The sequence below is a fragment of the Flavobacterium branchiicola genome, from assembly GCF_018383905.1.
Lineage (GTDB): Bacteria > Bacteroidota > Bacteroidia > Flavobacteriales > Flavobacteriaceae > Flavobacterium > Flavobacterium branchiicola.
In genome coordinates this window covers 391,518-406,356 of sequence record NZ_JAGYWA010000001.1, presented here as the reverse complement: position 1 = coordinate 406,356, position 14,839 = coordinate 391,518, and the positions used below count along the sequence as shown (strand labels likewise).

At 35.4% G+C, this 14,839-nt stretch carries 9 protein-coding genes and 1 pseudogene; all 10 read left to right on the top strand.

Annotation, left to right across the window (positions count from 1 at the left end; translation table 11 throughout):
- Positions 1 to 23 precede the first annotated feature (23 nt).
- Positions 24 to 1,427, top strand: coding sequence for an NrfD/PsrC family molybdoenzyme membrane anchor subunit (gene nrfD / locus KHA98_RS01775; RefSeq protein ID WP_008466839.1), 1,404 nt, complete (start codon positions 24 to 26; stop codon positions 1,425 to 1,427).
- Positions 1,420 to 1,944 (top strand): DUF3341 domain-containing protein, encoded by a 525-nt coding sequence (locus KHA98_RS01770; protein WP_017498155.1) that lies wholly within the window; start codon positions 1,420 to 1,422, stop codon positions 1,942 to 1,944. Before nrfD ends, KHA98_RS01770 begins: the two co-directional genes overlap by 8 nt.
- Positions 1,945 to 1,952: 8 nt before the next feature.
- Positions 1,953 to 2,498, top strand: coding sequence for a c-type cytochrome (locus tag KHA98_RS01765; protein ID WP_213254730.1), 546 nt, complete (start codon positions 1,953 to 1,955; stop codon positions 2,496 to 2,498).
- Positions 2,499 to 2,525: 27 nt separating this feature from the next.
- The gene (locus KHA98_RS01760; protein ID WP_213254728.1) at positions 2,526 to 3,923 is read left to right on the top strand and encodes a quinol:cytochrome C oxidoreductase; all 1,398 of its coding nucleotides are present in this window, start codon (positions 2,526 to 2,528) and stop codon (positions 3,921 to 3,923) included.
- A gap of 19 nt (positions 3,924 to 3,942) precedes the next feature.
- Positions 3,943 to 5,127, top strand: coding sequence for a cytochrome c oxidase subunit II (locus KHA98_RS01755; RefSeq protein ID WP_213254726.1), 1,185 nt, complete (start codon positions 3,943 to 3,945; stop codon positions 5,125 to 5,127).
- A gap of 31 nt (positions 5,128 to 5,158) precedes the next feature.
- Entirely contained in the window at positions 5,159 to 6,961 is a 1,803-nt protein-coding gene (locus tag KHA98_RS01750) for a cytochrome c oxidase subunit I (RefSeq protein WP_072970539.1), read from the top strand.
- A 110-nt stretch (positions 6,962 to 7,071) separates the two neighbouring features.
- Complete coding sequence (gene ruvB, locus KHA98_RS01745; RefSeq protein WP_213254724.1) at positions 7,072 to 8,094, top strand: Holliday junction branch migration DNA helicase RuvB; 1,023 nt, start codon at positions 7,072 to 7,074, stop codon at positions 8,092 to 8,094.
- Positions 8,095 to 8,103: 9 nt separating this feature from the next.
- On the top strand, positions 8,104 to 9,450 hold the full coding sequence (locus KHA98_RS01740; protein WP_213254722.1) for a cytochrome P450: 1,347 nt from the start codon (positions 8,104 to 8,106) through the stop codon (positions 9,448 to 9,450).
- A complete protein-coding gene (gene queG, locus KHA98_RS01735) occupies positions 9,447 to 10,373 on the top strand; it encodes a tRNA epoxyqueuosine(34) reductase QueG (protein ID WP_213254720.1) in 927 nt (308 codons plus the stop codon). The genes KHA98_RS01740 and queG overlap by 4 nt, the downstream gene beginning before the upstream one ends.
- 545 nt (positions 10,374 to 10,918) lie before the next feature.
- A pseudogene (locus KHA98_RS22855) lies at positions 10,919 to 14,839 on the top strand (immunoglobulin domain-containing protein); the annotation flags it as partial.

Genomic DNA, 14,839 nt, shown 5'->3' with positions numbered 1-14,839 from the left:
AATTAAGAAACATATAAAGGATTATGTCGTCTCACTACGAAGCACCCATTAGAAAACCTTTAGTTATTGGTGATAAATCTTATCACGATGTAACTGTAGATGTGGCAGCGCCTGTTGAAGGACCTGCAAATAAACAATGGTGGATTGTATTTTCAATCGCATTAATAGCCTTCCTTTGGGGATTAGGCTGTATAATTTACACCGTATCTACCGGTATCGGAACATGGGGATTAAATAAAACAGTTGGTTGGGCTTGGGATATTACTAACTTCGTTTGGTGGGTTGGTATTGGTCACGCCGGAACATTAATTTCTGCGGTATTATTACTTTTCCGTCAACGTTGGAGAATGGCTATTAACCGTTCTGCAGAAGCTATGACTATCTTCTCGGTAGTACAAGCTGGTTTATTCCCAATTATTCACATGGGTCGTCCATGGTTAGCATACTGGGTATTACCTATTCCAAATCAATTTGGATCTTTATGGGTAAACTTTAACTCACCATTACTTTGGGACGTATTCGCGATTTCAACGTATCTTTCAGTATCATTAGTTTTCTGGTGGACTGGTTTATTGCCTGACTTTGCAATGCTTCGTGATAGAGCTATAACTCCGTTTAATAAAAGAGTTTATTCTATCTTAAGTTTTGGATGGAGCGGTAGAGCTAAAGATTGGCAACGTTTTGAAGAAGTATCTTTAGTATTAGCTGGTTTAGCTACTCCTCTTGTACTTTCTGTACACACGATTGTATCTATGGACTTTGCTACTTCTGTAATTCCAGGATGGCATACAACAATTTTCCCTCCTTACTTCGTTGCTGGAGCGGTATTCTCAGGATTTGCGATGGTAAATACATTGTTGATCGTTATGAGAAAAGTTTCTAATCTTGAAGCATACATCACATTACAACATATTGAATTAATGAATATCATTATTATGATTACAGGTTCTATCGTTGGTGTGGCTTATATTACTGAGTTATTTGTAGCTTGGTATTCAGGAGTAGAGTATGAGCAATACGCGTTCTTAAACAGAGCTACCGGACCTTACTGGTGGGCGTATTGGTCTATGATGACTTGTAACGTTTTCTCTCCACAATTTATGTGGTTTAAGAAATTAAGAACAAGTATCATGTTTTCATTTATTATTTCGATCGTTGTAAACATCGGAATGTGGTTCGAAAGATTCGTAATTATTGTTACTTCTTTACATAGAGATTACCTTCCATCTTCATGGACAATGTTCTCACCAACATTTGTTGATATTGGGATTTTCATTGGAACAATTGGTTTCTTCTTTGTATTGTTTTTATTATACTCTAGAACATTCCCTGTAATTGCTCAGGCGGAGGTAAAAACAATTTTGAAAGGAACAGGAGATAATTACATTAGAGAAAGAGCAAACAGTAAAGATTCACATCATGAGTAATAAAGTAATATACGCCATTTATAATGACGATGATATTTTGATGGATGCAGTTAAGAAAACAAGAGCTGCTCATCATCATATTGAAGAGGTTTTTACTCCATTCCCAGTTCACGGATTGGATAAAGCTATGGGCTTAGCGCCAACAAGATTAGCAATTTGTGCGTTCCTTTATGGATGTGTTGGAATTTCTGTTGCAACATTTATGATGAGTTATATCATGATTCATGACTGGCCACAAGATATTGGTGGAAAACCAAGTTTTAGTTTCATTCAGAATATGCCATCTTTTGTGCCAATTATGTTTGAAATGACTGTATTTTTTGCAGCTCACTTAATGGTTATTACTTTTTATATGAGAAGTAGACTTTGGCCATTTAAGCAGGCAGAAAATCCTGATGTAAGAACAACAGATGACCATTTCTTAATGGAAGTTGCTGTAAATGATAACGAAGCAGAACTTGTTTCTTTTTTCGAAGGTACAGGTGCAGTTGAAGTTAAAGTAATTGAAAAGAATTAATTGTAGCTATGAAAAGGATATATAAAATAACACTTTTAGTTGGTATAACTATTTTAGGTTCATCTTGCCACAATAATTCGGCACCAAACTATCAGTATTTCCCAAATATGTATGAGTCTGTAGGTTATGAACCATATGCAGAGGCAAAAGTATTTAAAGGTGGAAAAGAAGGTCAGCTTCCTGTTGCAGGAACTATTAATAGAGGTTTTGAGCCTTATGAGTATGAAAATTCGACTGCAGGTTATGAATTAGCAAAAGCTAATTTAAAATCTCCTTTGACTGAAGCAGATAAAAATTCTGGTAAAGGAAAAGAGCTTTTCGAAATTTATTGTATTAGTTGTCATGGTGCAACTGGTAACGGTAAAGGTAAATTGGTTGAAAGAGAAAAATTTCTTGGAGTACCTAGCTATAAAGACAGAGAAATTACTGAAGGAAGTATTTTTCACGTAGAAACTTACGGTTTAAATGCAATGGGTTCGCATGCAAATCAATTAAGTGCCCACGAACGTTGGTTAGTTGCTGACTATGTTCTAAAACTAAGAAGCCAATTATAATTGTTGAACAAACTGATCGTAATAGATATGTATACATTTTCAAGTAAATTAAAAACTTTTTCTATCATCCTAATGGCCGTTGGTATATTAGGAATTGGGTATGGTTTTTTAAGTGCGCCTAAAGATATTCAAGAAGTTGAAAAAATACTAGCTGCGGATGCTCATGGATCTCATGGTGCAGCGCATGAAGAAGGTGCAGAAGCTTCTCACAAAGAAGCCGGGCATCATGAAGCTGCTGCCGAAGCTTCGCATGATTCACATAAAGGTGGAGAACATGCAAAAGTTACTGGTGCAAATGAGCATGAAGAGCATTTAACTCACGTGTTGCACCAATTACAAAACAAACCTTGGTCAGCATTATATGTTGCTTGTATTTTCTTTTTACTGCTTTCTATGGGAGTTTTAGCATTTTATGCTATTCAACAAGTTTCTCAGGCTGGTTGGTCTCCTGTTTTGTTTAGAGTTATGCAAGGTTTAACGGCTTATTTGCCAGTTGGTTCAGTAATTTTCTTTATAATCTTAGTTTTATGCGGATTACATTTTAATCATATTTTTGTATGGTTAGGTGAAGGAGTTACAGATCCTAAAAGTCCTAATTATGATGCAATCATAGCTGGAAAAGCTGGTTATTTAAATTTTGGTTTCTGGATCGCAAGAGCATTTGTATTTTTATTAGGATGGAACTTATACCGTTTCTATTCTAGAAAAAACTGTTTAGCTCAGGAAGAGGCTAATGATGATTTGAATTACAAAAAGAACTTTAAGATTTCTGCTGGATTCCTTGTTTTCTTTATCGTATCTGAGTCTATTATGTCTTGGGACTGGATTATGTCATTTGATCCTCACTGGTTCAGTACATTATTCGGATGGTATGTATTTGCTTCATTCTTTGTAAGTGGTATTACTGCTATTGCTTTAGTAACAATATATTTAAAATCTAAAGGATATTTAGAGTATGTTAATACTAGTCATATTCATGATTTAGCTAAATTTATGTTTGGAATTAGTATTTTCTGGACTTATTTATGGTTCTCTCAATTTATGCTAATCTGGTATGCTAATATTCCGGAAGAGGTAACTTACTTTGTAACAAGAATTCAATTATACAATCTGCCATTCTTTGGTGCTGTAGTTATGAACTTTGTTTTCCCATTATTAATATTAATCAATACAGACTTTAAACGTCTAAGCTGGGTTATTGTAATGGCTGGTGTTGTTATCTTATTAGGTCATTATGTTGATTTCTTTAATATGGTTATGCCTGGTACAGTAGGAGACCAATGGTTTATTGGAGTTCCTGAAATTGCATCTATACTTTTCTTCTTAGGATTGTTTATTTTTGTTGTATTCACAGCATTAACTAAAGCTCCTTTGTTAGCAAAAAGAAATCCTTTCATTGAAGAAAGTAAACATTTTCATTATTAATATTTAAAGAAGTAAACAGATGACAAGTTTGTTGGTAATTATAGTTTTAGTTTTATTAGCAGTTGCATTGTGGCAATTGACCAAGATATTTGATCTTACACAAGTAGGGTCTTCTTCGGACGATTCTCAGGTTGCATCAGATAATGATAATAATATTCAAGGATATGTTATGTTTGGCTTCTTGGCATTCATATATATATTTACGATTTATGGTTTACTAAAATGGGGTGGTTTAGCACTTCATACTCCAGCTTCTGAGCATGGTCTTTTAGTAGATAACTTAATGAATATTACTTGGGTTTTAATTTTTGTAGTTCAGTTTATTACACAAGGTTTATTATACTGGTTTTCTTTTAAAAATAGAGGACACAAAGATAAAAAAGCATTGTTTTTTGCTGATAGTAATAAATTAGAAGCAATTTGGAGTATTATTCCATCTGTAGTTTTAGCTTGTTTAATTCTTTACGGATTATATGCTTGGAACAACATTATGTTTGTTGACAAAGATGAAGATGTAGTTGAAATTGAATTATACGCTCAACAATTTAAATGGACTGCAAGATATGCAGGACAGGATAATGTTTTAGGTAAAGCAAACGTTCGTTTGATCGAAGGTATTAATACTTTAGGTGTTGATATGTCAGATCCAAATGCTCAGGATGATATTGTTGTTAGTGAATTACATATTCCTAAAGGAAAAAAAGTACACTTCAAAATGCGTTCTCAAGACGTATTGCACTCAGCTTATATGCCGCACTTTAGAGCACAAATGAACTGTGTACCTGGTATGGTTACTGAATTTGCATTTATTCCAACTTATACAACTGCTGAATACAGAGAGTTGCCATTTATGGTTGAAAAAGTTGCAAATATCAATAAACTTAGAGCAGAGAAAAGTACTGAATTAGTTGCTAAAGGAGGTACTGCTTTAGATCCTTATACATTTGATTATTTATTATTATGTAATAAAATTTGTGGAGCTTCTCACTACAACATGCAAATGAAAGTAGTAGTTGATACTCCTGAAGATTATAAAAAATGGTTAAGCGAAAAAACTACTTTAGCTCAGGATATCAAAGCTGCGAAAGCTGCTGAGAAACCAGCTGAAGAAGTTAAAGCTAGTGCAGATAGCACAACTAGTGATACTGTAAAAGCAGTTATTGATACTGTAAAAGCGGTGGTAGCTAAAGTAGCTATGAGATAATATTTATTAAGAAAATTTAAAGTACACATATATGTCAGCAGAAGCGCACGGTCACGATCACGGACACGATCACGAGCACGAACATCATCATAAAGACACGTTCATTACTAAATATATTTTTAGTATTGATCACAAAATGATCGCTAAGCAATACCTAATTACTGGTATTATTATGGGGATTATTGGTATTGCAATGTCTTTGCTTTTCAGAATGCAATTGGCTTGGCCAGAGGAGTCTTTCAAAATATTTAATGTATTATTAGGAGATAAATTTGCACCAGATGGTGTAATGGCAAACGATATTTATTTAGCCTTAGTTACAATTCATGGTACCATCATGGTATTCTTTGTACTGACGGCTGGTTTAAGTGGTACTTTTAGTAACTTACTTATTCCGCTTCAAATTGGAGCAAGAGATATGGCATCTGGATTTATGAATATGATTTCATACTGGTTGTTTTTCTTATCTGCTGTAGTGATGTTGTCTTCTCTATTTGTTGAAGCTGGACCAGCTTCTGCAGGTTGGACAATTTACCCTCCATTAAGTGCTTTACCACAAGCGATCCCTGGATCTGGAACTGGTATGACTTTATGGTTAGTTTCTATGGCTATCTTTATCGCATCTTCATTGATGGGATCTTTAAATTACATTGTAACTGTAATTAACTTAAGAACAAAAGGTATGTCTATGACAAGACTTCCTTTAACTATCTGGACATTTTTCGTAACAGCTATTATTGGTGTTATTTCTTTCCCGGTATTATTATCTGCAGCATTATTATTGATTTTTGATAGAAGTTTTGGTACTTCATTCTTCTTATCTGATATCTATATTGCTGGTGAAGTTTTACATTACCAAGGTGGATCTCCAGTATTGTTCGAACACTTATTCTGGTTCTTAGGACACCCTGAGGTATATATTGTAATTTTACCTGCAATGGGACTTGTTTCAGAAATTATGGCAACAAACTCTCGTAAACCAATTTTTGGATACAGAGCGATGATTATGTCAGTACTTGCAATTGCGTTTTTATCTACAATTGTTTGGGGTCACCACATGTTTATTTCAGGTATGAATCCTTTCTTAGGATCTGTATTTACCTTTACTACTTTATTAATTGCAATTCCATCTGCTGTAAAAGCGTTTAACTGGATTACAACATTATGGAAAGGTAACTTACAATTCAACCCTGCAATGTTATTCTCTATTGGAATGGTTTCTACTTTCATCACTGGAGGTTTAACTGGAATCATTTTGGGAGATAGTACTTTAGATATTAACGTTCACGATACTTACTTTGTAATTGCTCACTTTCACTTAGTAATGGGTATCTCTGCACTTTACGGAATGTTTGCTGGTATCTACCACTGGTTCCCTAAAATGTACGGAAGAATGTTAAACAAAAACTTGGGTTATATTCACTTTTGGGTAACAGCAGTTTGTGCTTATGGAGTTTTCTTCCCAATGCACTTTATTGGATTAGCTGGTTTACCAAGACGTTATTATACAAACACAAACTTCCCATTATTTGATGATTTACAAAATGTGAATGTTTTAATTACAACATTTGCTCTTGTAGGAGGTGCATTCCAATTAGTATTCTTATACAACTTCTTTAGTAGTATTTTCTACGGTAAGAAAGCAGTTCAAAATCCATGGAAATCTACTACATTAGAGTGGACTACTCCAGTAGAACATATTCACGGTAACTGGCCAGGTGAAATTCCTCACGTATACCGTTGGCCGTATGACTATAGTAACCCAAATCACGATGTAGATTTTGTACCACAAAATGTACCAATGAAAGAAGGTGAAGAAGTTTTACACCACTAGAAAAATATCAAAAGACTGTCAGTAATGACAGTCTTTTTTGTTTTAACTAAATTTTAGTTCCATTTAATTTTTAAATTTTACAAACTGATTACTTTACCTATCTTTGTAAAATGAATGAAAATTTAGATCCCACGACAAAGGGATACAATCCAGAAGAGTTAGATCTTGAAAAAAGATTACGTCCACTATCATTTGATGATTTTGCCGGACAAGATCAGGTTTTGGAGAATTTAAAAGTTTTTGTGGCCGCAGCTAATCAGCGTGGCGAAGCACTTGATCATGCGCTTTTTCATGGTCCTCCAGGACTAGGGAAGACTACTTTGGCTAATATTTTAGCTAACGAACTGGAAGTAGGTATTAAAATTACTTCTGGGCCAGTGTTAGATAAACCTGGAGACTTAGCTGGATTACTTACAAACCTTGACGAAAGAGATGTTTTGTTCATTGATGAAATTCATCGTTTAAGTCCAGTTGTAGAAGAGTACTTATATTCTGCAATGGAAGATTTCAAGATTGATATCATGATTGAATCGGGACCAAATGCAAGAACGGTTCAGATTAATTTAAATCCATTTACTTTAATTGGAGCTACTACACGCTCGGGTTTATTAACAGCACCAATGCGTGCACGTTTTGGTATTTCATCTCGTTTACAATATTATACTACAGAACTTTTAACTACAATTGTAGAAAGAAGTGCTTCAATACTTAAAATGCCTATTTCATTAGATGCCGCAATTGAGATTGCTGGCCGTAGTCGTGGTACACCTCGTATAGCTAATGCTTTATTACGAAGAGTGCGTGATTTTGCACAGATAAAAGGAAATGGAACTATTGATATCGAGATTGCACGTTATGCTTTAAGAGCACTTAATGTTGATGCACATGGTCTTGATGAAATGGATAATAAGATTTTGTTAACCATTATTAATAAGTTTAAAGGTGGCCCGGTTGGACTTTCAACTTTGGCTACAGCTGTATCTGAGAGTAGTGAGACAATCGAGGAAGTTTATGAGCCATTTTTAATTCAGGAAGGTTTTATAATGCGTACCCCTCGTGGACGTGAAGTTACTGATAAAGCTTATAAACATTTAGGAAAAATCAATACAAACATTCAGGGCGGATTATTTTAATTAGAATCAATGTCTGAGAATATTAAATACAACTATCCCAATAAACTTTCGATTTTTAGATTTTTTCGGGATGCTGAAGGTGTACGTAGAAATCCAATACCGTTTCATAAAAGATATTTTGATAAGCTAGGAGATTCTTTTTCTTTAAAAATTGGTTTCACAAAGCATTTAGTCTTATCCAGAGACAATGAAATTGCGCAACATATTTTACAAAAGAATCAAAAGAGTTATCATAAATCGAAGTTTCAGTCTGTTTATCTTTCGAAATATTTAGGAAACGGACTTTTGACTGTGGATGGTGATTTTTGGTTAAAACAAAGACGACTTATTCAACCGGCATTTCATAAACAAAAAATGAATCAGCTGGTTGAAAATATGAATAGGACTATTGTTTTAGAATTAGATGATCTGGTCGAAAATAAAGCGATAGATCTTTTTCCGGTTATGAGTCAATTAGCCTTTAATGTTGTGGCTAAATCGCTGTTTGAACTTTCAATTTCTGAAGAAAAATTAAATCGAATTAAAGTTATTATTGAAGAAGTTCAAAATTTCCTGATCAAGGAGATTAGACTTCCGCATAAAGCCTGGTGGTTTTCTTTGACCGGTCAGGTGAAAAAGCATCTTGAATTAGCAAAAGAAAACAATAGTATTATTCAGGAAATTATTGAGGATCGAATTTCATCAAAGGAAGAAATTAATGATTTACTTAATATGCTTTTAGAAACCAGATATGAAGATACTGGTGAAGGAATGTCTGTTGAACAGTTAATTGATGAGATTAAAGTTCTTTTTATTGCCGGACATGAAACAACGGCAAATGCATTAACTTTTACGTTGCATCTTTTAGGAAGAAATCCTGAAATACAGCAGAAAGTTTTAGAAGAGATAATAACGATAGAATCAGAAACAACAAATATTGTAGAGCAGCTTCAAAAAATGACCTACACAAATGCTGTTTTAAATGAATCTATGCGTTTATATCCTCCTGCCTGGATTACAGACAGACAAAATGTTGTAGATGATACTATCGGTGACTATCATTTAAAAAAGGGAACTTTGATTGGTGTCTCTTTTTATGAATTACACCGAAATCCTAAATATTGGGAAAATCCGGATAAGTTTGATCCTGAAAGATTTTTTGGAGAGCAAAAGAAGCAGTCCATGCAGTATTTTTATCCTTTTGGTGCCGGACCAAGAATGTGTATTGGTGCCGGATTTGCAATTTATGAAATGTGCTTAACCATAGCACATATCGTGAAAAAGTTTAATATTATATCAACGAAAGACGATATTCATTTTAATCCGTTGATTACTTTAAAGCCAGTGGGAATTGAAGTTTTATTTACTAAAAGATGACCATTAATTCAAAAGAGACTTATTCTAAATTTATAAAAGCCGAAGCTAAACGTCTTGGATTTCTTTCTTGTGGTATATCTAAAGCTGGTTTTTTAGAACAAGAAGCACCGCGATTAGAAAAATGGTTAAATAAAAACCATAATGGTCAAATGGCCTACATGGAGAATCATTTTGATAAGCGTTTAGATCCTACTTTGTTGGTTGATGATGGTAAAAGTGTTGTTTCTCTTCTGCTTAATTATTTTCCTTCGGAATCTCAAAATGAGGAGAGTTTTAAGATCTCTAAATATGCTTACGGTCAGGATTATCATTTTGTTATAAAAGAAAAACTAAAAGAATTACTTCATTCCATTCAGGAAAATATTGGAGAAGTTTCTGGAAGAGCTTTTGTGGATTCAGCCCCCGTTTTAGATAAAGCCTGGGCAGCCAAGAGTGGTCTAGGATGGATTGGTAAAAACAGTAATTTGATAACTCAAAAAATAGGTTCTTTTTACTTTATTGCTGAACTTATTATAGATCTTGATTTGGAATATGATTATGCTGTTACAGACCATTGCGGTTCCTGTACAGCTTGTATTGATGCTTGTCCTACACAAGCGATTCTTGCTCCTTATATTGTTGATGGAAGCAAGTGTATATCTTATTACACTATTGAATTAAAAGAAAATATTCCTAACGAAATGAAAGGAAAATTTGACGAATGGATGTTTGGGTGTGACACTTGTCAGGATGTTTGTCCTTGGAATCGATTTTCTAAAGCACATTCAGAACCATTATTTAACCCAAATCCAGATTTGCTTTCTTTCTCTAGGCAAGATTGGGAAGAAATTACGGAGGAAACTTTTCGTGCTGTTTTCAAAAACTCACCCATTAAAAGAACAAAGTTTGATGGGTTGAAAAGAAATATTAATTTTTTAAAATAGTTTTAAAAACTCCTTTTTAGTTTTTTAAAAGAACAGATTAAAATTTCTTTTTAATTTGTAACATCTTGTTTTTTAATTTGTTATGTTTTGCGGTGTAAGTTATAGTAATAATTTGTTGTAGGATAATTTTGCTGTTTTGTCATCAATTTTTGAATCTTCTGATTTTTGTTTAAAAAATTAAGATATTTCTCCGCTATTATTGTCGAATTAGCAGATTTTTAGATAGGATTAAGCTTGTTTATTCTATTCGAAAGTGTATTTCAACGACTTTCCTTGTAGTTTGTCGACTAATGTAGTTAGTATTGAGCTCTTTATATATTTTCGCACCTCCAAAACTACATTTTTAACCTAAAAACACATTTTGTGTCTTGAACCTATCATGACTATGGTCCAAACGCTATTTAGTTCTTCAGATGATCCTGTCCGGATTTTTTATGAATTTTCTAAAACCAATCTTTACAATTTTTCGTATTTCGAATATAAGCTGAAACTCTTATCGAGTGTGTCGGCTTTTGCTATTTCAGTTCCACAAATCTCAGTTGTCTATGCGTAACAGTACTTTTAGAAAGTTTAATTTATTTAAGCTAATTTCCCTTATTTTATTAACCATAACATCAATATCTTCATTTGCACAAGTATGTGGGACGCCAGGAGTTGATGGACCAGTAACAGTTTCAAACTCTGTAAATACTTATTATCCTATTGCAGGCAATATTACACTTAATGCTGGTGCAAAATCTATTTTATTAGGCAACGTACCAGCAACAGACGGTTATGGTAACAATTTTGGGGCAATTCAAATTTCTGCAGGAGATTTGATTTTGATCATCCAAATGCAGGACGCTACGATAGATTATACTAATACTACTAATTACGGGTCTGGTACCTCAAATAGTGGTTTGGATAATTTGGGAGGAACGGGTTTTACGTCTTTGGGTAATACAGGTATTTTTGAATATGTTATTGCAACCAATAATGTACCATTGGCAGGTGGGAATTTAACGTTTAAAGGTACAGGCTCCGGAGGAGGAGTGCTAAATAGTTTTTATAATGCTGATGCAACGACAACAAGAGGGAAAAGAACATTTCAAATTGTAAGAGTTCCTCAATACTCTAATTTAAGCTTAACTTCTAATATTACTACACCACCTTTTAATGGAGTTGCTGGTGGTGTTATTGCTTTTAATGTTTCCGGAACATTCAATTTTGGAGGATTTAGTATTAATGGTACAGCAAGAGGATTTAGAGGAGGATATAGTCCGAAAGCAGATTCGAATGCAAATATCTCTAATGTTTATGTTGGAGCATCAACAAATGATAAGATTTCAGGTAAAGGAGAAGGAATTGCCGGAACACCAAAATACATGTGGGATGGTTTCAATCAAGTAGTTAATCCTGTTGAAGGAATGCCTGGTGGTTCTGCTGGTAGAGGAGCTCCTGCTAATGCCGGTGGTGGTGGAAATGACCATAATACCGGTGGTGGTGGTGGTGGTAATGGAGGATATGGCGGTTTAGGCGGAGCCGGATGGCAAGGCAATGGCGGTGATCTGTATCCTAATTTTACAGGAGCTGGTAGACCTGGTTTCAGATCTTATCTTACATCGACTCCTTTTCCGCGACTTGTCATGGGAGGTGGAGGAGGAGCCGGTGATGCAAATAATGCTTCGTCTGGTGTAAAAGGTGGTGTAGGAGGAGCAATAATCCTTGTTAATGCCGGTACCGTTTTAGGCAAAGGTTATATTTATGCCAATGGAGGAAAAGGAGCACCCGGAACGTATTCTGGTTCACCTGATGGAGCCGGAGGTGGAGGAGCCGGAGGAACTGTTTTATTGAATGTGGCGAACAATAGTACTGCAGATATTACAGTAGAAGCAAACGGAGGAAATGGAGGAAATACAGAAAATGATAAAGACAATGAACACGGACCAGGAGGTGGTGGAGGTGGTGGAATAGTTAGCCATAATCTTTCAAGTACTGTAATAATAAACTCTAGTGTCAATGGTGGTTCGGCCGGTAAATCTGATGCAGGTAAAGGTAATAATCACGGTGCAAAAGATGGTGAAATTGGCTTTGTGTCAAAATTTACAACTCAGGATATACCACAAAATTTACAGATAAACTCAAACTGTTTTCCCGTTCTTGATACAAAAGTTAAATCTTTAGCTACTGCAAAAGCTTGTAATTCAATTGGAGAAAAGGTTACTTATGAAATTCAGATAAAAAATACTGGAGGAGGAAATGCTGCAGGGGTATTTTTAGATTATAGTTTTCCGACAGGTATTGCATTTGATTCGGCAACAGCAACATATAATGCAGATGCTACTGGACCATCTGGAGCATTGGCAAATACAGTATCTTCAGCAAATAATCCTTTGATTGGTGGGTTTAATATTGCACAAAATGGGATTGTTACGATAACTTTAATAGGTAAAGTGGCAGCATCTATGTCAGCAGGAACGTATAGCTCACTTGCGCAGGCAGTATATCTTGATCCAACACGTACAAGTACAAATTCTAATAGAAAAATAACAGCAGCGACAGATGCTTTTGGAAGTACACCAAAAAAATATGAAGGAGCTAACCAGGGAGATGTTCCAGGTTCAAATTTTAATGGAGTACCTACGTCAATAACTGCTGATGATATTACAATTTTGGCTTTACCGACTACTCCAACAGTAGCGACTACACAATCAAGTTGTGAGACACCGACAGGAACAATTAAAGTGAATAATCCGGTTACGGGTATAAATTATACAATAAAAGGATCAAATCCTGCTACAGCAGCAGTTACCAATTCAACTGGGATTTTCTCTGGATTAGTACCAAATGATTATACAATAACAGCAACGAATTCTGAAGGATGTATTTCGCTTCCAACAGGAAGCATTAAAATTAACACTGTTGCAGGAGCACCAACAACTACAGGAGTGACTATTTGTCAAGGTGGAAGTGGAAATTTAACAGCTACATCAACATGTTCAGGTAGCATAGTTTGGTACGCGGTAGCTACTGGAGGAAGTGTGATACATACAGGTAATTCTTTCAATCCGGTAGTAGTAGCAAATTCAGGTTTGTCAGACACTAATACAGCTGTAACTAAGACTTATTATGCAGCTTGTTCTGGAGATTCAGATTGTAGAGCAGCGGTTAACTTTGTTATTAATGCTATACCGACAATTAGCGGAACAACACCGGCAGCACGATGCGATGCAGGAACTGTTACCTTGGGAGCAACAGCATCTGCAGGAACAATTAACTGGTATGCGGCATCAAGTGGTGGTCCGTCATTGGCAACAGGAACAACTTTTACAACTCCAAGTCTTTCAGCAACCACTATTTATTATGTAGCTGCTACTAGTAATGGATGTACAACAGCAACCAGAACTGCAGTTACAGCGACTGTAAATACCTTACCAACGATAAATACGACAACACAAGACTCAAGATGTGGTGCAGGAACATTAACATTAAAAGCAACGGCATCTTCAGGAGCAACTATTAATTGGTATACCGATCCTACGGGAGGAACACCCTTATATACAGGAGCGGATTTTACTACTCCAAGTTTATCAGCTACGACTACTTATTATGTAGGAGCCACTACTACGGCGGGTTGTTCTTCAGCCTCAAGAATTGCTGTTGCAGCTGTTGTAAATAATGCTTCAACGATTGCATTTACAAGTGGGACACAAAATCCAACGGTTTGTAACGGAGCGGCAATTCCTAATGCGGTTTATACTTTTGGAGGTAGTGCTACAAATGCTGTAGCATCAAATTTACCGAACGGGTTAACGTCGTCTGTAGATCTTAATGCAAAAACAATAACTATTTCAGGAACTCCTACAGCAGCAGGGACTTATACAATCACAACAGTTGGTCATACAGCACCTTGTACAGAAGATTCTAAAACAGGAACTATTACGATTACAACGATTCCGGTACCGACTATAACAGCGACAGCGCCAACTTGTTCATCAGATGGAAGTAGTAAAATTAGCAATTACAGTTCTGCGAATGTTTACAATTTTACGCCGACAGGTCCAAGTGTTGCTACTTTAGGAGTAATTAATGGAATGACTGTTGGAACTTCTTATACAGTAACATCTACCAAGGGAGGTTGTACTTCTTTAGCTTCAGCTTCATTTAGTAATTCTGCAAAGTTGGTAACTCCGGCGATTCCAGGTATTACATCAACATCTGCAACTTGTTTATCAGCTGGTACTAGTACAATTAATAATTATCTTTCTACCAATAACTATACTTTCACTCCGGCTATAACTGGACTTTCAATAAGCAATACAGGAATAATCAGCGGAATGATTCTTGGAACTCCATACACAGTAACGGCAGGAAATGGAAGTTGTACTTCTGCATCTTCAAATTCATTTAGTAATGCTGTGAAGTTGGTGACTCCAGATGTACCGACAATAACCGCAACAGCAGCGACTTGTTCGGCTAACGGAATT

What these genes read in the sequence shown, in the direction of transcription:
- queG (WP_213254720.1), top strand. Translation starts at nt 9,447, where the DNA reads ATGACCATTAATTCAAAAGAGACTTATTCTAAATTTATAAAAGCCGAA.
- KHA98_RS01770 (WP_017498155.1), top strand. Translation starts at nt 1,420, where the DNA reads ATGAGTAATAAAGTAATATACGCCATTTATAATGACGATGATATTTTG.
- nrfD (WP_008466839.1), top strand. Translation starts at nt 24, where the DNA reads ATGTCGTCTCACTACGAAGCACCCATTAGAAAACCTTTAGTTATTGGT.
- KHA98_RS01755 (WP_213254726.1), top strand. Translation starts at nt 3,943, where the DNA reads ATGACAAGTTTGTTGGTAATTATAGTTTTAGTTTTATTAGCAGTTGCA.
- ruvB (WP_213254724.1), top strand. Translation starts at nt 7,072, where the DNA reads ATGAATGAAAATTTAGATCCCACGACAAAGGGATACAATCCAGAAGAG.
- KHA98_RS01740 (WP_213254722.1), top strand. Translation starts at nt 8,104, where the DNA reads ATGTCTGAGAATATTAAATACAACTATCCCAATAAACTTTCGATTTTT.
- KHA98_RS01750 (WP_072970539.1), top strand. Translation starts at nt 5,159, where the DNA reads ATGTCAGCAGAAGCGCACGGTCACGATCACGGACACGATCACGAGCAC.
- KHA98_RS01760 (WP_213254728.1), top strand. Translation starts at nt 2,526, where the DNA reads ATGTATACATTTTCAAGTAAATTAAAAACTTTTTCTATCATCCTAATG.
- KHA98_RS01765 (WP_213254730.1), top strand. Translation starts at nt 1,953, where the DNA reads ATGAAAAGGATATATAAAATAACACTTTTAGTTGGTATAACTATTTTA.